Raw genomic sequence first — 21,569 nt, 5'->3', positions numbered from 1 at the left:
CAACTTATTTATGCAGGCCGCATTCCGTTTTCTCCTGGCCGGACCAACGACCCGCTCGAGGATCTTCGCCTGGCATGACTTGGCGCGTGCAATACTCGCAGCCAATGCTTGGGTAGTTATTATCATGCAACGGGTTATAAATAACGTTATTCTCGCGAATGTAGTCCCATACCTGTTCCGAAGTCCAACCGGCGATAGCATTAAATTTAATAAGACCAAATTTTGTGTCATATTCTACTTTTTTCGCATTTGCGCGCGTTGGAGCTTGATCGCGGCGAATGCCCGTAATCCATGCATCATACTTGGAAAGAATACGGGTGAGCGGCTCAACCTTGCGAATGTTGCAGCAAGCATTAGCGTCCGATATCCACAGCTCGGCACCATGTTTCTCGGCTTGCTCTTCCGGCGTGATCAGAGGCTTCACTTGAACGAAAGGAATGCCGGGATAACGTTCAACCATACGGTCGCGTGTTTCATAAGTCTCTTTGAAATGGAAGTCTGTATCTAAATAAAAAATATCCGTTTTGGGGCTGACTTTTTGCAACATGTCGACCAATACAACATCTTCCGCACCAAAGCTGCATGCAAACGTAATATTAGGGAATGTTTCTACAGCGTAGGCCAAAATTTCTTCTGGCGATGCATTTTCAAGTTCTTCCGCTTTTTGTTTCACCAATGCTTCTTTTTCGAACAGGTTCATGTCTTTGCCCTCCGTTTATTAATTCCAAGTAACTTCATATGCTATTAAGTAAAGTATACGTTCTAACAGGTAATTGTTCAATATTAGTTTTCACCAAAATGAAATAAAGTTCTTGGGATTTGTCCGAGAGGACAAGTAAACCCTATGTAAAACATAAACAGAAAACAAAAACACCTTCTCTGCAAAACAGAGAAGGTGTTTGATGACGATATTAACGTTTCGAGAATTGTGGCGCGCGACGAGCAGCTTTAAGACCGTATTTTTTACGTTCTTTCATGCGTGGGTCACGAGTCAGGAAGCCAGCACGTTTCAGAGCTGGACGGAACTCAGGGTCTGCTTTGAGCAGAGCACGGGAGATACCGTGGCGGATAGCGCCAGCTTGACCAGACATACCGCCGCCGTTAGCGATTACGATAACGTCGTAGTTATTCAAAGTTTCAGTCAGAACCAATGGTTGCTTAACGATAAGCTTCAATGTTTCCAGACCAAAGTATTCGTTCAGGTCACGTTTATTAACAATGATTCGTCCTTCACCCGGCACCAGACGTACACGTGCAACAGAGTGTTTACGACGACCGGTTCCATAGTATTGAACTTGTGCCATGAAACTGTCCTCCCCTTATTAACCGCGAAGTTCGTAAACTTCTGGATTTTGTGCTTGATGCGGATGCTCCGAACCAGCGTATGCTTTAAGTCTAAGTTTCATTGCGTTACCTTGGCGAGTTTTTGGCAACATGCCGTGAACAGCCAGTTCGATAGCGCGGTCAGCTTTTTTAGCGATCATCTCGTGTGCTGGAGTTACTTTCAAACCACCAGAGTAACCAGAGTGACGGTAGTACATTTTGTTTTGCATTTTCTTACCAGTCAGAACCACTTTGTCAGCGTTGATAACGATAACGAAATCGCCAGTGTCAACGTGAGGAGTGAATTGCGGTTTGTGCTTGCCGCGGATCAGGCTAGCAGCTTCAGTAGCCAGACGGCCGAGCGTTTTACCAGCAGCATCAATGATGTGCCATTTGCGCTCAACTTCATTTGGCTTAGCCATATACGTAGTACGCATGGATGATCCTCCTTATTTCCATTACAGTTAAAGTTTTTATTAAACAACGGTTCACGTAATTTACATTTGTAATATCAGGTCTTGCTCGCCAAGTTTGTGACAATCTTAGTCGGGGCTGTGGGAGAGCCACTAAGAAAGCACAAGTTATATTCTACTATAGATAATGGCCTAAATCAAGAAGTTATTAAATGTAAATTACGATTCCTGCGGATATTCTACCTTCATCAGCATTAGACCATGTGGCATTGCTGTAGGCCCTGCCAATGAACGTTTGCAGCCTTCCAATATGCGCGCCATATCTTCCGGCTTCCGCTTCCCTTGGCCAACCTGAAGCATTGTACCCATCACAATTCTAATCATGTTGTAGAGAAATCCGTTACCGGTCATGTACATATGGAGCATTTGTCCTTCGCGCTCGAAATAAGCCTCGTAGATAGTCCGAACATGATGCGGCTTAGTCGAGTGAATAGACGTAAATGAAGTGAAGTCATGCTCTCCCACAAGGTAATTAAGTCCCTGCTGCATAGCTTCTACATTAAGCGGTGTAGGATGATGGAACGAATAACGACGATAGAACACATCCGGGAACTTCCCCATATCGATTGTATAGCGATACGTCTTACGCTTCGCTGATCGCCTCGAATGGAACGCTTCCTCAACCTCATGCGCCTCCAGGATAACAATATCCTTCGGCAACCGAGTATTGAGCGCAATCGCCCAACGTTCTGCGGGAATTGTAGATTCCGTCAAGAAGTTGAACACTTGCCCATAAGCATGAACGCCGGCATCCGTTCTGCCAGACCCGAGAATAATAATATCCTCGCCGGTCAGTTTCTTGATCGCCAGTTCGATTTCCTGCTGGATGGTCCGTCCGTACGGCTGAGACTGAAACCCGTTAAAGTCCGTCCCGTCGTAGCTTACCGTCGCTGCTATGTTCCTCATCCTTCACCACCTCCCCATCTGCAATAACCAATGCTGTTAACCTTTAATCCCCTTAATTCAAAAGGGTGGAACCTTTTCGGCCTCTCTTTTTCTTTGCTTCTTTTCTTTTGGTAGTACTCTGGCTGTGTGAGCGGAGTAAAAGGTTTGAGCCGGAGAAGCGTAGCGCTCGCCTTTGTTTCAGAATTTCAACCGCTTAAGCGAGTTGTTAGAAGAAATTCTGAAACAACAGCGATCGGAGGTCCAAACCTTTTACGCAGCACACATATCGCCAGAGTCACTCCCAACGAAAGAGGCAATAAAAAAAGGTGGCCTCAAGGGTCCACCCTTTCTCACCGCGAAACGTAGCTCAACCGCTTAAAGCGGCGAGCTGATTACGCTTGTGTTACCCACGGTCAACCAGTTCCAGGTACACCATAGGCGCAGCGTCGCCACGGCGAGGTCCCAGTTTCAAAATCCGTGTGTATCCGCCCGCACGTTCCGAGTAACGGGTGGCCAGCTCGGAGAACAGCTTTTGGATTGCGTCTTGCTCTCCATCAACAGTTTCACGACGAACGTATGCAGCTACTTGACGACGAGCGTGCAAGTCACCTTTTTTCGCTTTCGTGATAAGTTTTTCAGCGATCGAACGAACCTCTTTCGCTTTAGCTTCTGTTGTTTGAATGCGCTCATACAGGAAAAGGTCAGTAACGAGGTCACGGAAAAGTGCTTTCCGCGCGCTAGCGTCACGGCCCAGTTTTTGATATGCCATCTTGTTTTCCCCTCCCTTGCCTATAGTCTGTTCTAGATGTTCAAGCTTCTACTCTTCCATGCGCAGGCCAAGACCCAGCTCTTCAAGCTTCTCTTGAACTTCCTCGAGGGATTTACGGCCCAAGTTACGAACCTTCATCATGTCCTCTTCGGATTTCGTAATCAGCTCTTGAACCGTGTTAATACCTGCACGTTTCAAGCAGTTGTAGGAACGAACAGACAGATCCAGTTCTTCGATAGTCATCTCCAGAACTTTCTCTTTCTTGTCCTCTTCCTTCTCGACCATGATTTCCGCGTCTTTGGCTTCATCGGTCAATCCGACGAACAGATCCAAATGCTCTGTCAAAATTTTAGCGCCAAGGCTTACAGCCTCTTCCGGTCGAATACTGCCATCGGTCCATACTTCAAGGGTGAGCTTGTCGTAGTTAGTTACTTGACCAACGCGAGTATTCTCAACGCTGTAATTGACACGGGTAATTGGTGTGTAAATCGAATCAACGGGAATAACCCCAATCGGTTGATCGTCCCGTTTGTTACGGTCCGCCTGGACGTAACCACGTCCGCGATTGGCAAAAATTCGCAAATGGAGCCGCGCGCCGGAGGCCAAGGTTGCGATGTGAAGATCAGGGTTCAAAATCTCGACATCGCTGTCAGCTCGAATGTCCCCTGCCGTAACGATTCCTTCGCCTTCAGCGTCGATTTCCAGCACCTTTTCTTCATCGGAGTGGATTTTCAACGAGAGGCCTTTCAAGTTCAGAATAATCTCGGTTACGTCCTCGATTACTCCTGGAACCGTAGAGAACTCGTGAAGCACTCCGTCGATCTGAACAGATGTTACTGCCGCGCCTGGCAGCGAAGAAAGCAAAATTCGGCGAAGCGAATTTCCAAGCGTCGTGCCATATCCACGCTCGAGCGGTTCTACTACGAAACGCCCGTATGTTCCATCCTCATTCAAATCTACGGTCTCGATTTTCGGCTTTTCGATCTCAATCACTAATAGTACCCTCCTTCAAACGTCGCTCCGTTACCATTCGTTTTGTGTAGTCAAATCTCGTAGTATGCCAAACCTTCACAACCATTATTCACAAGTTGTTGTTATTTGATACCACAGCGGATCCAACTATACGCGACGACGTTTCGGCGGACGGCATCCGTTGTGAGGAACTGGCGTTACGTCTTTAATCAGGTTAACTTCCAGACCAGCTGCTTGAAGCGAACGAATCGCTGCTTCGCGGCCTGCGCCTGGACCTTTAACCATAACCTCAACAGCTTTCATGCCATGCTCCATCGCTGCTTTAGCTGCAGCTTCAGCTGCCATTTGTGCTGCGAAAGGCGTGGATTTACGCGAACCTTTGAAGCCCAGGTTACCGGAGCTTGCCCAAGAGATCGCGTTGCCATGAGGGTCAGTGATCGTTACGATCGTGTTATTGAATGTCGAACGGATGTGTGCTACGCCCGACTCAATATTTTTCCGGTCACGACGTTTTGTACGAACGACTTTTTTAGGTTTAGCCATTGCCCTATTTCACCCCTTTATTATTTCTTCTTGTTAGCTACAGTCCGACGAGGACCTTTACGCGTACGCGCATTTGTTTTCGTACGTTGACCGCGAACAGGCAAGCCACGACGATGACGAACGCCACGGTAGCAGCCGATCTCAATCAGACGTTTAATGTTAAGCGAAATCTCACGACGAAGGTCGCCTTCCACTTTAACGGATTTGTCAATTGCTTCGCGCAATTTAGCAAGCTCGTCTTCTGTCAGATCGCGAACGCGAGTATCAGGGTTCACGCCAGTAGAAGCGATGATTTTTTGCGAAGTTGTTTTGCCAATACCGAAAATGTACGTCAGGGCGATTTCAACGCGTTTATCACGCGGAATATCTACACCAGCAATACGTGCCATAAGCCATTGTCCCTCCTTTTATCCTTGTTTTTGTTTGTGTTTCGGATTTTCACAAATTACCATAACGTTGCCTTTACGACGAATGACTTTGCATTTTTCGCAAATCGGCTTTACCGAAGGTCTAACCTTCATTGTGAATTACCTCCCGAATCCTTCGAGAGCAAACCGCGACGCGGCCTACTTCCGATAGGTGATGCGCCCTCTTGATAAATCATAAGGCGATAACTGTATAACCACTTTGTCCCCAGTCAGAATACGAATGAAATGCATTCTGAGTTTACCAGAAACATGTGCGAGAATTTGATGACCGTTCTCCAGCTCCACCTTGAACATGGCATTCGGCAGCGGTTCGATTACCGTACCTTCGACCTCAATGACGTCTTCCTTAGCCACCGTCATTCTCCTTTCGCATGTGCGTACTTCTGAATCACATAACGTAACTTGGCATTGGTCACCCTGCCCGTTTCAAGCAAGCTGCTTGTAACTTCGCTGCTTATAGCGGGTTGTAACTCGAGATGCAGAACGTTCTTTTTCTTCGGTTGATCAAACCTGCGTTTATCGCCATCGACGATCAGAACGAAGCGTTCGTCAACAATTTCAATAATAACAGCATAGCTGTTCTCATCTTTGCCCCGAAGTACCTTAACGATTTGACCGACTTGCGGATGCTTATCCATATAAGATTACACCGACTGCGGCAGTTTCGTCAAAATTTCGAATCCGTCCTCCGTAACGGCAACCGTGTGCTCAAAGTGAGCGCACCAGGAGCCGTCCTCCGTTACGACCGTCCAATTGTCTTCAAGCGTGCGAACATAACGTTCGCCGATGTTGACCATAGGCTCGATGCAAAGCACCATTCCTGGCTTAAGACGCGGCCCACGATCCGGAATGCCGTAATTCGGAATTTGCGGTTCCTCATGGAGGTCCTTGCCTATACCGTGTCCGACAAATTCCCGTACAATCGAAAAGCCCGCCGCTTCGGCAACCTGTTGAACCGCATGCGATATTGTAAATAAACGAACATCTGGGCGGATCAGATTAATCCCTGCGTACAGCGATTCTTCTGTCACCTCAAGCAACCGCTTGACTTCATCCGATACGTTGCCGACCGGATATGTCCAGGCTGAGTCGCCATGATAGCCTTTATACTGCGCTCCAATGTCGATGCTTATAATATCGCCTTCGTTCAACTTACGAGGTCCGGGAAAACCGTGTACCAGCTCGTCATTTACAGAAGCGCAAATGCTGGCAGGAAAACCATTGTAACCTTTGAAGGATGGCTCAGCGTCTTGGCTGCGGATGTACGCTTCGGCCAGCTGATCGAGCTCCAGGGTTGTAACCCCGGGCTTTACCGCATCAGCCATAATCCGATGTGTTTCCGCTACAATGCGACCGGCTTCCCTCATATATCGCAGCTCCGAATCGGATTTGCAAATGATCATTACAATGAACCTCGCAAGCAGGAAACAATCTCGGTCGTAACCGTATCGATTTCCTTCTCACCGTCGACTTCGCGAAGTAGACCTTTACCATTGTAGTAGTCAAGAAGCGGTGCGGTTTTCGAGATATACTCGTCAAGTCGCGTTCCGACTTTCTCTTCCGTGTCATCCGACCGTTGGTACAATTCGCCGCCGCACTTGTCGCAGACGCCTTCTTGTTTCGGTGGGTTGAACATTACATGGTATGTCGATCCGCAAGCTTTACAGATGCGTCTGCCAGTCAAGCGGGCAAGCAGCAAGCCGCGGTCAACTTTCAAATTTACTACATGGTCAATGCCGCGGTTCAATTCAGTCAGCATAACATCAAGCGCTTCGGCTTGCTGCAGCGTACGTGGAAAACCATCGAGCAAGAAACCTTTATTGCAATCGTCTTGAGCAAGACGTTCTTTCACAATACCGTTCGTAATCTCATCGGGAACGAGCAGCCCTTGATCGACATACTCTTTCGCTTTAAGACCGAGCGGAGTCCCCTGTTTCATTGCAAGACGGAATGCATCGCCTGTCGAGATATGCGGAATACCGAACTCGTCAACGATACGTTCTGCCTGCGTCCCTTTACCGGCCCCCGGAGGACCCATGAATAAAATGTTCATTCCGTCTTCCTCGCTTTAAGCACAATAGGCTCGTGCGGGTTCCGTCCATCGCATGCAGAGCGACGTTACGGAATCCCGGTCAGAACCTATTGTTATTTATTGATAAACCCTTTGTAATGGCGTTTTATCAACTGGCTCTCGATTTGCTTCATCGTATCAAGTGCAACACCGATGACGATAAGAAGCGAGGTACCGCCAAGTCTTACCGAAGCTGGCAGTCCGGCGATCTCGCCGAATACCACTGGCAACAAGGAGATAACGGCCAGGAAAATCGCACCCGTCAGCGTAATCCGCGACAATACGCGAGTCAAATAAGAGGACGTTGGTTTGCCAGGTCGAATGCCTGGGATGTAACCACCGTTCTTCTTCATCTGATCCGCCATTTGAACCGGATTAATCTGTACGAATGTATAGAAGAACGTGAACCCGATAATCAGCAAAACGTAAAGCAACATGCCAAGCGGCTCTGTATACGTAAGGTTATGCATGATCCAATCTGCCCAAGCGGCACCAGACCAGAATTGAGCGATTGTTGCCGGGAACATCAATAACGAGATGGCGAAAATGACCGGAATAACACCTGCACCGTTCACTTTCATAGGTATGTGAGTCGATTGACCACCATACATTTTCCGTCCAACTACGCGTTTAGCGTATTGTACCGGAATCTTGCGGATACCTTGTTGTACGAAGATAACCCCTACAATAATCAGAACAATCGCCACTGCGATCAGCACAACTTTGCCGATGCTCCAGAACAGGTTGCCGTCTTGTGCAGCAAACTCTGTTTGGTAGATCGTGCGAATATGTTGCGGAATGCTTGCTGCGATAGCGGCAAAGATCAGAACTGAGATACCGTTACCGATACCGCGTTCTGTAATTTGCTCGCCAAGCCACATCAGGAAAGATACGCCCGCTGTCAGTACGATAGCGATGAGCAAGTAATCGACAAAATTCGCATTTGGAACCATCTCATAGTTGTATTGACGATTGAAGCCGATTGCTGTTGCAAAACCTTGCAATAAACCAAGGATTACCGTGCCGTAACGTGTAATCTGCGCGAGCTTCTTTTTACCGTTCTCGCCTTCCTTCGCCCATTCCGCGAATTTAGGAATAACGTCCATCGATAACAGCTGAACGATAATCGACGCTGTAATGTAAGGAGCGATACCAATCGCGAAAATGGAGAAGTGGTACAACGCACCGCCGGAGAACGTGTTAAGTAAACCGAACAGATTTACACCGGATTGGTCAACCTGTTTGAATACATCTTTGTCAACGCCTGGCGCCGGAATAAATGCTCCGATGCGATAAACAAGCAGAATGAAAAGGGTGAAAAGGATCCGCCTGCGCAAATCCGCCACTTTCCAAATGTTGGACACGGTGTTAAACAATTAGATCACCTCGGTTTTACCGCCGGCAGCCTGGATTTTCTCTACCGCAGATTGAGAGAACTTGTTTGCTTTTACAGTCAATTGAACCTTAACTTCGCCGTTACCCAAGATCTTAATACCAGCCAAAGGATTTTTGATGATCCCTTGCTCGATAAGAACTTCTGGAGTAACTTCGGTACCTGCTGCAAATTTATTAAGCTCTTCAATGTTCACGATAGCGTACTCAGTGCGGAAACGGTTATTGAAACCGCGTTTCGGCAAACGACGGTACAATGGGTTTTGGCCACCCTCGAAACCAGGGCGTACACCGCCGCCGGAACGAGCGTTTTGACCTTTATGACCCTTACCAGAAGTTTTGCCGTTACCGGAGCCAATACCGCGACCTTTGCGCTTAGCCACTTGCGTGGAGCCTGGTGCTGGTGCGAGTTCATGCAATTTCATCGTTCTTGCACCTCCTTATTTATTTCTTATAGCAAGCAAGTTGCTTAAACTTCTTCAACTTTAATCAAGTGGCTTACAGCGTTGATCATGCCACGAACAGCTGGGCTGTCGTTCAAAACAACGGATTGGTGAATTTTCTTCAGTCCGAAGGATTCAACAGTAGCACGTTGTTTCTCGTTGCGGCCGATCACACTGCGAACGAGGGTGATTTGCAATTTTGCCATCCTATTCCCCTCCTTAACCTAACAGCTCTTCGACAGTTTTACCACGAAGCTTAGCAACATCTTCTGCACGTTTCAGGCGGGAAAGGCCTTCAAGCGTAGCGTTTACCATGTTCATGGAGTTCGAAGAACCAAGCGATTTCGTCAAGATATCGCCTACACCAGCCAGTTCGAGTACTGCACGAACCGGGCCGCCGGCGATAACACCAGTACCTTTGGAAGCCGGTTTCAGGAGAACTTCACCTGCACCGAAGTGTCCAACTACAAGGTGTGGAATTGTTGTTCCAACGAGTGGAACGTGGATCAGGTTTTTCTTAGCGTCTTCAATACCTTTGCGAATCGCATCTGGTACTTCGCCCGCTTTACCGATCCCTGCGCCTACATAGCCATTGCCGTCGCCGACAACTACGAGCGCACTAAAGCTGAAACGACGTCCGCCCTTAACAACTTTAGCAACGCGGTTGATATGGACAACTTTTTCAGTCAGTTCTAACGTATTTGGATCTACACGCAAGTCGATTAACCTCCTTATAAGTAAATTCGACTAGAATTCCAGACCAGCTTCGCGTGCTGCTTCAGCAAGCGCCTGAATTCTGCCATGATACAAGTAACCACCGCGATCGAATACGATTTGGGAAACCCCTTTTGCTTGAGCGCGTTGTGCAATCAGTTGACCAACTTGACGAGCAGCTTCAACGCTACCGCCGTTGCCGATCGCTTCTGTCAATTCTTTATCCACTGTGGATGCCGATGCAATTGTTACGCCTTGTACGTCATCGATCAATTGAGCATAGATATGCTTCGCCGAACGGAATACCGAGAGACGTGGACGAGCAACAGTTCCATTGATTTTTTTACGAACACGCAAGTGTCTTTTCAGACGAGCCTTGTTTTTATCGCCTTTCGTAATCATTCAAGGTTCACTCCTTTCCTTATGCCTTATACCGCTATTTTAAGCAGCCCAATCAGACTGCTTATTTCTTCTTACCAGCTTTACCTTCTTTGCGGATGATGCGTTCGCCTTCGTACTTGATACCTTTACCTTTGTAAGGTTCTGGTTCACGTACGGAACGGATTTGAGCAGCAACAGCGCCTACGCGCTCTTTGTCGATACCGCGAACAGTAATTTTCGTGTTCGCTGGAACTTCGAACTCAATACCGGCTTCAGGAGCGATCTCCACTGGGTGGGAATAACCAACGTTAAGAACGATCTTATCGCCAGTTTTATTTGCACGGTAACCAACGCCTACCAGCTCCAGGTTTTTCGAGAAGCCTTCAGTAACACCACTAACCATGTTAGCGATGACGCTGCGCGTTGTGCCGTGCAAAGAACGATGCAATTTATTGTCGGAAGGACGTTCGATTACGATCTCGTTCTCAGCAACGTTCACTTTCATATCCTTGTGAATTTCGCGAGTAAGGGATCCTTTAGGTCCTTTTACAGTAATAACCGTGTTATCCAAGCTAACGCTAACGCCTGCTGGCACTTGGATCGGTTTGCGACCAATACGGGACATTGTTACACCTCCAATCTTGTGACTATTTAATTACCAAACGTAGCAAACGACTTCGCCGCCTGCTTTGCCTTGGCGAGCTTCTTTATCGGTCATAACCCCTTTGGATGTGGAAATGATAGCAATTCCCAGACCACCCAAAACGCGTGGGATTTCAGTCGATTTAGTGTAAACGCGCAGACCTGGTTTAGAGATACGTTTCAGACCAGTGATGACGCGCTCTTGGTTAGGGCCGTATTTCAAGAAAATACGGATAATCCCTTGTTTGTTGTCTTCGATATATTCAGCATCGCGGATAAAGCCCTCGCGTTTAAGAATTTCTGCGATTTGCTTCTTTACTTTCGAAGCGGGCAATTCCACGGTTTCGTGACGAACGACATTCGCGTTGCGAATACGTGTCAGCATATCTGCAATCGGATCAGACATAACCATTTGTGTTAACCTCCTTCCCGAACTAAGGCTGATTACCAGCTTGCTTTTTTAACGCCAGGAATCTGGCCTTTGTATGCTAATTCGCGGAAACAAATCCGGCAAATTTTAAACTTTTGCAAAACAGAGTGCGGACGGCCGCAACGTTCACAGCGCGTATAGGCACGCACTTTAAATTTCGGTGTACGTTGTTGCTTCACTTTCATCGAAGTTTTTGCCACTTGGTATTACACCTCCTAGAAGTGGATTACTTCGCAAACGGCATGCCCATTTGGGTAAGCAGTTCACGAGATTCTTCGTCCGTATTAGCCGTCGTGACGATGACGATGTCCATACCACGAACTTTATCAACTTTATCATACTCAATCTCTGGGAAGATGAGTTGCTCTTTCAGGCCAAGCGTGTAGTTACCGCGACCGTCGAATGCTTTCGTCGATACACCGCGGAAGTCACGTACACGTGGAAGCGAGATGTTGAACAGCTTGTCAAGGAAGTAGTACATGCGCTCGCCGCGCAGTGTTACTTTAACCCCGATTGGCATGTTCTCACGAAGTTTAAAGCCCGCGATGGACTTCTTCGCACGAGTTACAACCGGTTTTTGACCGGAGATTTGACGAAGTTCGTCGACAGCGACATCAAGCACTTTGGAGTTAGCAACCGCTTCGCCAACACCCATGTTGATGACAACTTTCTCGATCTTCGGCACTTGCATTACAGTCGTATAGTTAAACTTCTGCATCAATGCAGGCGTAATTTCGTTAAGAAATTTATCTTTCAATCTTGCTGCCATTATTTATGGACCTCCTTTCCTACAGTAACGATTAGTCGATCACTTCGCCGGAACGTTTTGCGTACCGGACTTTTTTGCCGTTGTCCAGCACTTTGTATCCGATACGAGTAACTTTACCGCTCTTCGGATCAATGTGCATCACGTTGGAAACGTGAACTGGAGCTTCTTGCTCGATGATTCCGCCTTGTGGGTTCACTTGGGACGGACGAGTATGCTTTTTAACAAAGTTCACGCCTTCTACGAGTACGCGGTTTTCACGCGGATACGCAGCGATTACACGGCCTTTTTTACCTTTGTCCTTACCGGAGATAACGATAACCGTGTCGTCTTTTTTGACGTGCAACTTGTTGTTGTGCGATTCAAGAATCTTTTTCAGTCTTGGCATTGATTACACCTCCTGCTCACTTAAGCTTTCAGGCTATATCGTGTTCCCCTCAACAGGGGTACTTGTCTTAGATAACCTCTGGTGCAAGCGATACGATTTTCATGAAATCTTTATCGCGAAGCTCACGGGCAACAGGTCCAAAAATACGAGTACCGCGCGGGCTCTTGTCTTCCTTAACGATTACAGCTGCGTTCTCATCGAATGCGATGTAAGAACCGTCTTTACGACGAACTGCACGCTTCGTACGAACGATAACCGCTTTAACAACGTCACCTTTTTTGACAACGCCGCCTGGTGTTGCTTGTTTTACAGAGCATACGATCAGGTCACCGATAGCGCCTACGCGACGACCAGTACCGCCAAGAACACGGATACACATCAATTCTTTAGCGCCGGAGTTGTCGGCAACACGCAAACGAGTAAATGGTTGAATCATTTCAACGTCCTCCTTCCGGGAAAATGCTCATTCACTGATTATAACATCTTAAAGGACAACTGCCACTTCTACAACTTCTACCAGTCTGAAGCGTTTGTCTTTCGAAAGTGGACGAGTCTCCATGATTTTCACGATATCGCCAATTTTCGCTTGATTGTTCTCATCATGCGCTTTGAACTTTTTCGTGTATTTGATGCGTTTATGGTACAAATCGTGTTTTTTGTATGTTTCAACAGCAACAACGATTGTTTTATCCATTTTATCGCTAACGACTTTACCGATTTGAACTTTGCGGGCATTACGTTCGCTCATGTTCTTCCTCCTTCCTTAAACCTTGGTAACCCTTAGTCAAGGACAGCTAGATTAGCTGCTGATACCGAGTTGTCTTTCATGCAAAATGGTTTTAGCGCGAGCGATATTCTTACGCACGTCACGAATACGTGTCGGGCTTTCCAGTTGGCCAGTAGCCAGTTGGAAACGAAGGTTGAAAAGCTCTTCTTTAAAACCAGCGATTTTTACTTCAATCTCAGCAGAGGTAAGGTTGCGAAATTCACTAGCTTTCATTTGCTTCACCACCTACTTCTTCGCGTTTCACGAACTTCGTTTTGATCGGCAGTTTGTGGGACGCGAGGCGCATCGCTTCACGAGCGACTTCTTCGGAAACACCAGCCAGTTCAAACATGATCTTGCCTGGTTTCACGACTGCAACCCATTTCTCAACGTTACCTTTACCGCTACCCATCCGAACTTCGAGAGGCTTTTGAGTGATCGGTTTATGTGGGAAAATTTTGATCCACACTTTACCGCCACGCTTGATATAACGAGTCATTGCGATACGAGCCGCTTCAATTTGACGGTTCGTAATCCAAGTTGGTTCAAGAGCTTGTAAGCCGTATTCGCCGAAAGCTACTTCAGTGCCGCCTTTAGCGCGACCTCTCATATTTCCGCGTTGTTGCTTACGGTGTTTGACACGTTTAGGTACCAACATGATTAGTTGCCTCCTTCCTGGGGAGCTTTCTTCTTAGCTGGAAGGACTTCACCGCGGTAGATCCATACTTTTACGCCGATACGGCCGTAAGTAGTATGTGCTTCAGCTGTGCCGTAGTCGATGTCTGCGCGCAGTGTATGAAGCGGAACTGTACCTTCGCTGTAGCCTTCCGAACGAGCAATTTCAGCACCGCCGAGACGACCGCTGACAGCAGTCTTAATCCCTTTAGCGCCTGCGCGCATCGAACGTTGGATCGCTTGTTTCAAAGCACGACGGAAAGAAACACGACGCTCCAGTTGTTGCGCGATGCTTTCAGCTACAAGAATAGCATCCAGATCTGCTTGTTTGATTTCGGAAATGTTAATGTGAACTTTTTTGCCTTTAGTGATCTTGCCAAGCTCGGTACGAAGGCTTTCTACTTCAGAACCGCCTTTACCGATAACCATGCCTGGCTTAGCAGTGTTGATCGTCACGTTAACGCGGTTAGCCGCGCGCTCGATTTCGATGTGGGATACTGCTGCATCCTTCAGTTTGTTCTTCAGGTATTCACGAATTTTCACGTCTTCCAACAGAAGATCGCCGAAGTCTTTGCCAGCGTACCATTTGGATTCCCAATCACGGATAATCCCGATACGAAGACCGACCGGATTTACCTTTTGACCCACACGTTATCCCTCCTTATTTTTCAGATACAACCAATGTGATGTGGCTGGTTCTTTTGTTGATCCGGCTTGCGCGTCCCATTGCACGAGGGCGGAAACGTTTCATTGTCGGACCTTGGTTCACGAATGCTTGCGTGATAACCAGTTTGTTCACGTCCAATTGGTAGTTATGCTCAGCGTTAGCAATAGCAGAGTTCAGCAACTTCTCCAGGATTGGGGAAGCAGATTTCGGTGTGTGACGCAAAATCGCGATCGCTTCACCTACTTGCTTGCCACGGATCAAGTCCGCAACCAGCTGTGCTTTACGAGGAGCAATGCGTACGAAATTAGCGTGCGCTTTAGCTTCTGGCATGGATGAACCTCCTCTCATACATTAAAAAATATTCTAGGCAAATTAACGTTTGCCTGTTTTCTTATCATCGTCATGACCTTTGTAGGTACGAGTCGGTGCAAATTCACCGAACTTGTGTCCAACCATATCTTCCGTTACATAAACCGGTACATGCTTGCGGCCGTCATAGACTGCAATAGTGTGACCGATGAATTGTGGGAAAATAGTCGAGCGACGGGACCAAGTCTTGATAACGACTTTCTTGTTCGTTTCATTCAAATCCTCGACCTTTTTGAGCAGGTGGCCGTCAATAAACGGACCTTTTTTCAAACTGCGACCCATTTGGAGTCCTCCCTTCGCGGAAACGTAGCGTAACCGTCAGTCACGCTGCTTGCAAACAAGCGACTATTACTTCGTACGACGACGAATAATATATTGGCTCGATGCTTTTTTCTTCTTGCGTGTTTTGTAACCAAGAGTCGGTTTGCCCCAAGGAGACATAGGGGATTTACGACCGATTGGAGCACGGCCTTCACCACCACCGTGTGGGTGATCGTTCGGGTTCATTACTACGCCGCGAACTTCAGGACGTTTGCCCATCCAACGGGAACGGCCGGCTTTACCGATTTTCACGAGTTCGTGATCTTCGTTGCCAACAGAACCGATTGTTGCACGGCAAGTGCTCAGAATACGACGAACTTCACCGGAAGTCAAACGGATCGATACATAGTCGCCTTCTTTACCAAGAAGTTGAGCTTCTGTACCAGCCGCGCGAACCAATTGTCCGCCTTTGCCTGGTTTCAGTTCGATGTTGTGGATAACTGTACCAACAGGAATGTTGATAAGTGGCAAAGCGTTACCGATTTTGATGTCAGCATCAGGACCGGAAACAACTTGATCGCCGACTTTCAGACCTTTAGGTGCGATGATGTAAGCTTTCTCACCATCGATGTAGTGGATCAGAGCGATGTTCGAAGTACGGTTTGGATCGTATTCGACCGAAGCAACTTTACCTACAACACCATCTTTAGTACGTTTGAAGTCGATGATACGGTATTTACGTTTGTGTCCGCCGCCATGGTGACGAACTGTAATTTTACCTTGGTTATTACGACCAGCTTTTTTGAAAAGCGGAGCAAGCAAGGATTTCTCCGGTGTGCTTGTTGTGATCTCTTCAAAAGTCGAAACGGACATGTTACGACGGGCCGGGGATGTCGGTTTGTACTTTTTAATTGGCACTTTGTTTCCCTCCTTTTCTATACAGACGTTTCAAAGAATTCGAGTTCTTTGCTTTCAGCGCTCAGCTGAACAATTGCTTTTTTCCAATCAGGACGATAGCCGTTGTATTTACCATAGCGCTTAGGCTTACCAGCTACGCGCATTGTGTTAACGCTAGTTACTTTCACTTTAAAGATTTGCTCAATCGCATCTTTAATTTCGGTTTTGTTCGCACGAAGGTCAACTTCGAATACGTAACGCTTAACCGCCATGAAATCGCTAGTACGCTCAGTAATTACAGGGCGTTTGATAATATCGCGAGGATTTTTCATTACGCAAACACCTCCTGTACTTTCTCTACCGCTTCTTTTGTGATGATGAGCTTGTCATGTACCAATACATCCAGAACATTAATGCCGTCAGCAGCGACGAATTTTACGCCTGGGATATTGCGAGCAGACAATGCTACATTATCATCGTAAGTTGGCAAAACAACAAGTGCTTTGCGGTCAACTTTCAGGTTGTTCAAAATTGCTGCGAATTCCTTCGTTTTAGGAGCCGCGAATGTCAGTTGATCAAGAACGACGATTTCGTTAGCGATCACTTTGGAAGACAATGCGGATTTAATCGCCAGACGGCGAACCTTCTTAGGAAGTTTGAAGCCATAAGAGCGTGGAGTCGGTCCAAATACTGTACCGCCGCCAACCCATTGTGGCGAACGAATGCTACCTTGACGAGCACGGCCAGTACCTTTTTGTTTCCAAGGTTTACGACCGCCACCACGTACTTCGGAGCGTCCTTTTGTTTTGTGCGTTCCAGCGCGTTCAGCAGCTTGCTGAAGCACTACAGCGCTATGCAGTACATGAGCGTTAGGTTGGATACCGAATACTGTTTCAGCCAGTTCGATTTCTCCAACTTCAGAGCCACTCACGTTAAATACTGTAACTTTAGGCATTTTGTGTTCCTCCTTTCTTTAGCGATTAGTTCTTAACGGTTTGTTTTACTTTAACGAACCCGTTTTTAGGACCTGGTACGGAACCTTTTACAAGGATCACGTTACGTTCAGCGTCTACACGGATAATTTCGAGTTTTTGGATCGTAATTGTCTCATGACCCATGTGACCAGGAAGGTGTTTGCCTTTTGGTACGCGGTTCGCTTGAATCGAACCCATGGAACCAGGACCACGATGGTAACGGGAACCGTGAGCCATAGGACCCGTGCTTTGTCCCCAACGTTTGATAACGCCGGCGAAGCCTTTACCTTTCGAAATACCTGTTACGTCAACAAACTCGCCTGCTGCGAACAAATCAGCCTTCACTTCTTGGCCAACTTCATATTCGCCCAGATTAATTCCGCGAATTTCACGAACGTAGCGCTTAGGAGCTGTGTTAGCTTTTTTAGCGTGGCCGATTTCCGGCTTGATCGCTCTTGCTTCTTTCTTATCGGAGAAACCGAGTTGCACGGCTTCGTAACCATCGTTCTCTTGTTCTTTCTTCTGGAGAACTACGCAAGGTCCTGCTTCGATAACCGTTACTGGAACGACATTACCTTCAGCTGTGAACACTTGAGTCATACCAAGTTTTTTGCCTAAGATACCTTTCATGTTGACACCTCATTTCCTTTCAATAATCAAATATGCTTATTACAGTTTGATTTCGATATCTACACCGGATGGTAAATCCAGGCGCATCAACGCATCAACCGTTTGCGGCGTTGGGTTAACAATATCGATCAAGCGTTTATGAGTACGCATTTCGAATTGCTCCCGGGAATCCTTGTACTTGTGCACCGCACGGAGAATAGTGATGATTTGCTTTTCCGTAGGAAGCGGAATCGGCCCGGATACGCCTGCACCGGAACGTTTTGCTGTTTCCACGATTTTCTCAGCGGATTGATCAAGAATTCTATGATCGTATGCTTTCAAGCGAATACGAATCTTTTGCTTTGCCATATAAGTCCCTCCTTCTATCGCCCAATTTCTTATCGGACATACTCCGTGAGAAAACCCGGCACATGCCCCATGGCAAAGGGGCCGGGTGTGTCGGCAACCTCTCACATCATCGCAACGTCACAGACCAACAGTCAATATTATACCGAAACAGCTGGGCAAATGCAAGGGAAAGTTATTTCTTTTCCTATTTTCACTCAGCTTGGTGTAACAACGATTTATGTTCGACTTTCCCGTGTCCGCCACAAGGACGAACCGTGTTTTCCACTCGACCTATAATACACGATTGGAACGAAACTCTCAAATCCATTTTTGACCTATAACTATATATATAGAAGAAACGCAATAGCGGATGATCGCCATTGCGCTTCTATAATGTAGTTTATCCAAGTACAACACGGTCGTCGGCCATCTTTTTGCCGCTGATCTGCTCGAATTCGCCAAGCAAACGTTCCACGGTCAGATCCTTTTTGCGATCTTCATTTACTTCGAGAATGATTTTCCCTTTATCCATCATAATGAGACGGTTACCAAGGCGAATAGCTTGTTCCATGTTATGCGTCACCATTAATGTTGTTAGGTTCATCTCCCGGACAAGCGTTTCGGTCAAAGTCGTAATGAGCTCTGCGCGAGCTGGATCAAGTGCCGCTGTATGTTCGTCGAGCAGCAAGATTTGCGGTTTCGTGAATGTAGCCATCAATAAGCTAAGTGCTTGGCGTTCCCCACCGGATAACAACCCCACTTTAGCGCTCAACCGATTCTCGAGTCCAATGCCAAGTCGCGATAACTGCTCACGGAATATTTTGCGTCTCGTACTGTTGATGCTAAGCGAGAATCCGCGTTGCTTACCGCGGGTATAGGCCATCGCCAGATTTTCCTCAATAGACATTCTTGGCGCGGTCCCCGCCATCGGATCCTGGAATACCCGACCGATCCATTTGCTTCTGCGGTACTCCGGCAAGCTGCTAATGTTTTTCCCGTCAATCCGAACTTCGCCGATATCCGGCTTCATGACGCCAGAGATGATATTCATCAAAGTTGATTTGCCTGCTCCGTTACTTCCGATAACGGTAATAAAATCGCCAGGCTTCATCGCTAAGTTCGTATTCACTAGGGCAGTCTTTTCATCTAATGTCCCCGGGTTAAAAAGCTTTGATACTTTGGATATTTCCAGCATCAGCGTCCGCCCCCTTTTTGTTCTACGCTATTCAAAAGAGCTGCCGTCCGTTTTTGGGCCATTCTCTTTTGTTTCCACGATTTCTGCAGAGACGGGAAGACAAGCGCAATAATAACAATAACGGCCGTGATCAGTTTAAGATCGGATGCCTCGAAGAAGTCGCTTTGATAAGCAAGACCAATGATAACTCGATAAACGATAGAACCGAGCACGACTGCAAGCGTAGCCCGGAATACGGTTTTTGCTCCGAAGAGAGCCTCACCGATAATAACCGAAGCCAGACCGATAACGATCATGCCTACACCCATCGTGATATCTGCAAATCCGCTTTGTTGAGCGACAAAGGAACCCGACAGAGCAACCAGACCATTCGATAAAGCAATACCCAAGATCTTTGTCGTGTCTGTATTTGTGCCAAAGCTGCGGATCATTCGTTCATTGTCGCCCGTTGCGCGTAGACTCAAACCAAGATCCGTCTTAAAGAACAAATCAAGCAGAATCTTGATAACAACAACGACAATCGGCATTAGCACAAGAACCTTAACGCCGGAGAAAACAGTCGATATATCCGATCCCATAAGTCCGATATTCGGCTTGCCCATAATCCGCATATTAACGGAATAGAGTGCGATCATCATCAAAATACCGGATAACAATCCGTTGATTTTACCTTTCGTGTGCAGCAAGCCTGTAATTGCACCTGCGGCAGCACCGGCGCCAAATGCCGCAAGACATGCGAGCCATGGCGAAGTGCCGTTCGTAATTAGAACTGCTGCTACCCCTGCTCCGGTTGTAAAGCTTGCATCAACCGTGAGATCGGGAAAATCAAGGATGCGAAATGTAATATAGACGCCTAGAGCCATTAAAGAATAAAGCAAACCTAGCTCAAAAGCACCATTTAACCATACTGGCACCGGGGCACCTCCTCCACATAATAAGAGAACGGGATGAACGCGATGGAGCGTTTACCCCGTTCTCAACTTGTTGTTATTGAATGATGTTGTTATCCGGATCTTTAACGCCGGCTTTCATGTCATCCGTTACGGTAATACCTTCATCAGCAGCTGCCTTCAGGTTCAAGATCAGATCAAGCTTGTCCGGTTTTGTTACTTTCATCTCGCCCGGATTTTTACCCTTCAAAATTTCAGCAGCCATTTGGCCTACTTGGTAACCATGATCATAATATTTGAAACCTACAGTTGCAAATGCGCCTTTCTCTACTGTATCGCGGTCACTGGAGAAGAACGGGATATGGTTTTGCTTCGCCAATTGCAGAAGTGCGTCTACACCGGATACAACAACGTTATCAAGCGTGATGTACATAGCATCTACTTTACCGATAAGCGACTCACCGGCTTGTTTTACTTCGGAAGTGTTTGTAACCGGTGCTTCAATCAATTCGATATTGTGTTTAGCAAGTGCTTCTTTAGCAGTAGCAGCCATGACAACCGCATTGCTCTCGCCTTTGTTAATAACCAAACCAACTTTCTTTACGTTCGGGAAGTTAGCTGCGATAAAATCCATCAGTTGAACGGCTGCTTCAGGATTCGTATCGGAAGCGCCTGTTACGTTGCCGCCCGGAGCATCAAGGTTGGTAACCAGATCAGCAGAAAGAGGATCCGTTACGGCAGCGAACAATACAGGACTTTTGTTACCAGCGTTCGTATATGCTTGAACAAGTGCTTGTGCCGACGGAGTTGCGATACCAAGAGCCAGATCGGCTTTTGCTCCAGCGATTTTTTGAGCGATCGACAGATTATTCGTTTGATCACCTTGCGCTGTATTGAAATCTACAGTTAAGTTTTCCCCTTCTACAAACCCGGCATCCTTCAATGCTGCAAGAAAACCGTCTTTTGTTGCGTCAAGCGATGGATGCTCAACGATTTGGGAAATCGAAATTTTGTATTTCTTTGCATCTGTGTTAGCCGCATTTCCAGAAGCATTGCCGGTAGTGCTGTCTTCATTGTTTTTACCGCTGTTACCGCATGCTGCTGTAATGAGCAAAAGTACTAAAGCAAGTGGTGCTAACCATTTCTGTTTCAATTCCATTTACCCCTCTCAATAATTATATTGTCTAAATAATTCGAATAACGTCGAAAGACGCTTATCATTTAATTCTAATAGCATGTAAAGTTATACGTCAATGGTGGGTTTTATCTGGTAATTGAGGAGTTCAGATAATTGTAGA

The 21,569-nt window shown here is 46.9% G+C and carries 38 protein-coding genes; all 38 read right to left on the bottom strand.

Annotation, left to right across the window (positions count from 1 at the left end; translation table 11 throughout):
• Positions 1 to 4: 4 nt before the first annotated feature.
• The 38 genes from QQK89_RS27335 to QQK89_RS27150 all read right to left on the bottom strand — a co-directional run bounded on the left by QQK89_RS27335 (position 5) and on the right by QQK89_RS27150 (position 21,424).
• The gene (locus tag QQK89_RS27335; protein ID WP_284241931.1) at positions 5 to 700 is read right to left on the bottom strand and encodes a phosphoadenylyl-sulfate reductase; all 696 of its coding nucleotides are present in this window, start codon (positions 698 to 700) and stop codon (positions 5 to 7) included.
• Between the two features lie 211 nt (positions 701 to 911).
• A complete protein-coding gene (gene rpsI / locus QQK89_RS27330; protein WP_015847193.1) occupies positions 912 to 1,304 on the bottom strand; it encodes a 30S ribosomal protein S9 in 393 nt (130 codons plus the stop codon).
• Positions 1,305 to 1,322: 18 nt separating this feature from the next.
• Complete coding sequence (rplM, locus tag QQK89_RS27325) at positions 1,323 to 1,760, bottom strand: 50S ribosomal protein L13 (protein WP_167282903.1); 438 nt, start codon at positions 1,758 to 1,760, stop codon at positions 1,323 to 1,325.
• Positions 1,761 to 1,955: 195 nt separating this feature from the next.
• A complete protein-coding gene (truA, locus tag QQK89_RS27320) occupies positions 1,956 to 2,702 on the bottom strand; it encodes a tRNA pseudouridine(38-40) synthase TruA (protein ID WP_284241930.1) in 747 nt (248 codons plus the stop codon).
• A 382-nt stretch (positions 2,703 to 3,084) separates the two neighbouring features.
• Positions 3,085 to 3,450: a 50S ribosomal protein L17 gene (gene rplQ / locus QQK89_RS27315; protein ID WP_284241929.1), complete on the bottom strand. Its 366-nt coding sequence runs from the start codon at positions 3,448 to 3,450 to the stop codon at positions 3,085 to 3,087.
• Between the two features lie 48 nt (positions 3,451 to 3,498).
• Complete coding sequence (locus QQK89_RS27310) at positions 3,499 to 4,443, bottom strand: DNA-directed RNA polymerase subunit alpha (protein ID WP_015847197.1); 945 nt, start codon at positions 4,441 to 4,443, stop codon at positions 3,499 to 3,501.
• Positions 4,444 to 4,569: 126 nt separating this feature from the next.
• Entirely contained in the window at positions 4,570 to 4,965 is a 396-nt protein-coding gene (rpsK, locus tag QQK89_RS27305) for a 30S ribosomal protein S11 (protein ID WP_015847198.1), read from the bottom strand.
• Positions 4,966 to 4,985: 20 nt separating this feature from the next.
• On the bottom strand, positions 4,986 to 5,354 hold the full coding sequence (gene rpsM / locus QQK89_RS27300) for a 30S ribosomal protein S13 (protein WP_284241928.1): 369 nt from the start codon (positions 5,352 to 5,354) through the stop codon (positions 4,986 to 4,988).
• An 18-nt stretch (positions 5,355 to 5,372) separates the two neighbouring features.
• Positions 5,373 to 5,486 (bottom strand): 50S ribosomal protein L36, encoded by a 114-nt coding sequence (gene rpmJ / locus QQK89_RS27295; protein ID WP_003333770.1) that lies wholly within the window; start codon positions 5,484 to 5,486, stop codon positions 5,373 to 5,375.
• A 45-nt stretch (positions 5,487 to 5,531) separates the two neighbouring features.
• Entirely contained in the window at positions 5,532 to 5,747 is a 216-nt protein-coding gene (infA, locus tag QQK89_RS27290) for a translation initiation factor IF-1 (protein WP_015847200.1), read from the bottom strand.
• Between the two features lie 2 nt (positions 5,748 to 5,749).
• Positions 5,750 to 6,031 (bottom strand): KOW domain-containing RNA-binding protein, encoded by a 282-nt coding sequence (locus tag QQK89_RS27285; RefSeq protein ID WP_284241924.1) that lies wholly within the window; start codon positions 6,029 to 6,031, stop codon positions 5,750 to 5,752.
• A gap of 6 nt (positions 6,032 to 6,037) precedes the next feature.
• Positions 6,038 to 6,796 (bottom strand): type I methionyl aminopeptidase, encoded by a 759-nt coding sequence (gene map, locus QQK89_RS27280; protein ID WP_284241923.1) that lies wholly within the window; start codon positions 6,794 to 6,796, stop codon positions 6,038 to 6,040.
• Positions 6,796 to 7,446 (bottom strand): adenylate kinase, encoded by a 651-nt coding sequence (locus tag QQK89_RS27275; protein ID WP_284241922.1) that lies wholly within the window; start codon positions 7,444 to 7,446, stop codon positions 6,796 to 6,798. The genes map and QQK89_RS27275 overlap by 1 nt, the downstream gene beginning before the upstream one ends.
• Positions 7,447 to 7,538: 92 nt before the next feature.
• The gene (secY, locus tag QQK89_RS27270; RefSeq protein ID WP_284241921.1) at positions 7,539 to 8,840 is read right to left on the bottom strand and encodes a preprotein translocase subunit SecY; all 1,302 of its coding nucleotides are present in this window, start codon (positions 8,838 to 8,840) and stop codon (positions 7,539 to 7,541) included.
• Positions 8,841 to 9,281 (bottom strand): 50S ribosomal protein L15, encoded by a 441-nt coding sequence (gene rplO, locus QQK89_RS27265; RefSeq protein ID WP_284241920.1) that lies wholly within the window; start codon positions 9,279 to 9,281, stop codon positions 8,841 to 8,843.
• A 44-nt stretch (positions 9,282 to 9,325) separates the two neighbouring features.
• Positions 9,326 to 9,505 (bottom strand): 50S ribosomal protein L30, encoded by a 180-nt coding sequence (gene rpmD / locus QQK89_RS27260; RefSeq protein ID WP_015847206.1) that lies wholly within the window; start codon positions 9,503 to 9,505, stop codon positions 9,326 to 9,328.
• A 13-nt stretch (positions 9,506 to 9,518) separates the two neighbouring features.
• Positions 9,519 to 10,016 (bottom strand): 30S ribosomal protein S5, encoded by a 498-nt coding sequence (gene rpsE / locus QQK89_RS27255; RefSeq protein ID WP_091190731.1) that lies wholly within the window; start codon positions 10,014 to 10,016, stop codon positions 9,519 to 9,521.
• Between the two features lie 30 nt (positions 10,017 to 10,046).
• Positions 10,047 to 10,415 (bottom strand): 50S ribosomal protein L18, encoded by a 369-nt coding sequence (gene rplR / locus QQK89_RS27250; protein WP_284241919.1) that lies wholly within the window; start codon positions 10,413 to 10,415, stop codon positions 10,047 to 10,049.
• A 61-nt stretch (positions 10,416 to 10,476) separates the two neighbouring features.
• Positions 10,477 to 11,019, bottom strand: a complete 543-nt coding sequence (gene rplF / locus QQK89_RS27245) for a 50S ribosomal protein L6 (protein WP_284241918.1) — start codon at positions 11,017 to 11,019, stop codon at positions 10,477 to 10,479.
• Between the two features lie 30 nt (positions 11,020 to 11,049).
• On the bottom strand, positions 11,050 to 11,448 hold the full coding sequence (gene rpsH / locus QQK89_RS27240) for a 30S ribosomal protein S8 (RefSeq protein WP_015847210.1): 399 nt from the start codon (positions 11,446 to 11,448) through the stop codon (positions 11,050 to 11,052).
• Between the two features lie 32 nt (positions 11,449 to 11,480).
• Positions 11,481 to 11,666: a type Z 30S ribosomal protein S14 gene (locus QQK89_RS27235; RefSeq protein ID WP_013312154.1), complete on the bottom strand. Its 186-nt coding sequence runs from the start codon at positions 11,664 to 11,666 to the stop codon at positions 11,481 to 11,483.
• A 26-nt stretch (positions 11,667 to 11,692) separates the two neighbouring features.
• The gene (gene rplE / locus QQK89_RS27230; RefSeq protein WP_284241915.1) at positions 11,693 to 12,235 is read right to left on the bottom strand and encodes a 50S ribosomal protein L5; all 543 of its coding nucleotides are present in this window, start codon (positions 12,233 to 12,235) and stop codon (positions 11,693 to 11,695) included.
• A 31-nt stretch (positions 12,236 to 12,266) separates the two neighbouring features.
• The gene (rplX, locus tag QQK89_RS27225; protein ID WP_015847213.1) at positions 12,267 to 12,620 is read right to left on the bottom strand and encodes a 50S ribosomal protein L24; all 354 of its coding nucleotides are present in this window, start codon (positions 12,618 to 12,620) and stop codon (positions 12,267 to 12,269) included.
• A gap of 67 nt (positions 12,621 to 12,687) precedes the next feature.
• Positions 12,688 to 13,056, bottom strand: a complete 369-nt coding sequence (rplN, locus tag QQK89_RS27220) for a 50S ribosomal protein L14 (RefSeq protein WP_015847214.1) — start codon at positions 13,054 to 13,056, stop codon at positions 12,688 to 12,690.
• Positions 13,057 to 13,104: 48 nt separating this feature from the next.
• On the bottom strand, positions 13,105 to 13,368 hold the full coding sequence (gene rpsQ, locus QQK89_RS27215) for a 30S ribosomal protein S17 (protein ID WP_015847215.1): 264 nt from the start codon (positions 13,366 to 13,368) through the stop codon (positions 13,105 to 13,107).
• Positions 13,369 to 13,419: 51 nt separating this feature from the next.
• A complete protein-coding gene (gene rpmC, locus QQK89_RS27210; RefSeq protein WP_015847216.1) occupies positions 13,420 to 13,620 on the bottom strand; it encodes a 50S ribosomal protein L29 in 201 nt (66 codons plus the stop codon).
• Entirely contained in the window at positions 13,610 to 14,044 is a 435-nt protein-coding gene (gene rplP, locus QQK89_RS27205) for a 50S ribosomal protein L16 (RefSeq protein WP_015847217.1), read from the bottom strand. Before rplP ends, rpmC begins: the two co-directional genes overlap by 11 nt.
• Positions 14,045 to 14,046: 2 nt before the next feature.
• Positions 14,047 to 14,709, bottom strand: coding sequence for a 30S ribosomal protein S3 (rpsC, locus tag QQK89_RS27200; protein WP_015847218.1), 663 nt, complete (start codon positions 14,707 to 14,709; stop codon positions 14,047 to 14,049).
• Positions 14,710 to 14,722: 13 nt separating this feature from the next.
• Positions 14,723 to 15,058, bottom strand: coding sequence for a 50S ribosomal protein L22 (gene rplV / locus QQK89_RS27195; RefSeq protein ID WP_015847219.1), 336 nt, complete (start codon positions 15,056 to 15,058; stop codon positions 14,723 to 14,725).
• 42 nt (positions 15,059 to 15,100) lie between these two features.
• The gene (gene rpsS / locus QQK89_RS27190) at positions 15,101 to 15,379 is read right to left on the bottom strand and encodes a 30S ribosomal protein S19 (RefSeq protein WP_284241914.1); all 279 of its coding nucleotides are present in this window, start codon (positions 15,377 to 15,379) and stop codon (positions 15,101 to 15,103) included.
• A gap of 66 nt (positions 15,380 to 15,445) precedes the next feature.
• Complete coding sequence (rplB, locus tag QQK89_RS27185; protein WP_284241913.1) at positions 15,446 to 16,276, bottom strand: 50S ribosomal protein L2; 831 nt, start codon at positions 16,274 to 16,276, stop codon at positions 15,446 to 15,448.
• A 17-nt stretch (positions 16,277 to 16,293) separates the two neighbouring features.
• Positions 16,294 to 16,587, bottom strand: coding sequence for a 50S ribosomal protein L23 (gene rplW / locus QQK89_RS27180; protein WP_091190709.1), 294 nt, complete (start codon positions 16,585 to 16,587; stop codon positions 16,294 to 16,296).
• Positions 16,587 to 17,210 (bottom strand): 50S ribosomal protein L4, encoded by a 624-nt coding sequence (gene rplD, locus QQK89_RS27175; protein ID WP_284241912.1) that lies wholly within the window; start codon positions 17,208 to 17,210, stop codon positions 16,587 to 16,589. Before rplD ends, rplW begins: the two co-directional genes overlap by 1 nt.
• 25 nt (positions 17,211 to 17,235) lie before the next feature.
• The gene (rplC, locus tag QQK89_RS27170) at positions 17,236 to 17,859 is read right to left on the bottom strand and encodes a 50S ribosomal protein L3 (protein ID WP_284241911.1); all 624 of its coding nucleotides are present in this window, start codon (positions 17,857 to 17,859) and stop codon (positions 17,236 to 17,238) included.
• A 39-nt stretch (positions 17,860 to 17,898) separates the two neighbouring features.
• The gene (gene rpsJ / locus QQK89_RS27165; RefSeq protein ID WP_005544556.1) at positions 17,899 to 18,207 is read right to left on the bottom strand and encodes a 30S ribosomal protein S10; all 309 of its coding nucleotides are present in this window, start codon (positions 18,205 to 18,207) and stop codon (positions 17,899 to 17,901) included.
• Between the two features lie 379 nt (positions 18,208 to 18,586).
• The gene (locus QQK89_RS27160; protein WP_284241906.1) at positions 18,587 to 19,381 is read right to left on the bottom strand and encodes an ABC transporter ATP-binding protein; all 795 of its coding nucleotides are present in this window, start codon (positions 19,379 to 19,381) and stop codon (positions 18,587 to 18,589) included.
• Positions 19,381 to 20,295, bottom strand: a complete 915-nt coding sequence (locus QQK89_RS27155; RefSeq protein ID WP_284241905.1) for an ABC transporter permease — start codon at positions 20,293 to 20,295, stop codon at positions 19,381 to 19,383. The genes QQK89_RS27160 and QQK89_RS27155 overlap by 1 nt, the downstream gene beginning before the upstream one ends.
• A gap of 73 nt (positions 20,296 to 20,368) precedes the next feature.
• Positions 20,369 to 21,424 carry an ABC transporter substrate-binding protein gene (locus QQK89_RS27150; protein ID WP_434481788.1) on the bottom strand — a complete coding sequence of 352 codons (1,056 nt, stop codon included), beginning with the start codon at positions 21,422 to 21,424 and terminating at the stop codon, positions 20,369 to 20,371.
• Positions 21,425 to 21,569: the final 145 nt, after the last annotated feature.

The organism is Paenibacillus glycanilyticus, assembly GCF_030161375.1.
Taxonomy (GTDB): Bacteria; Bacillota; Bacilli; order Paenibacillales; family Paenibacillaceae; genus Pristimantibacillus; species Pristimantibacillus glycanilyticus_B.
This window is presented reverse-complemented; position numbering and strand designations above follow the sequence as displayed.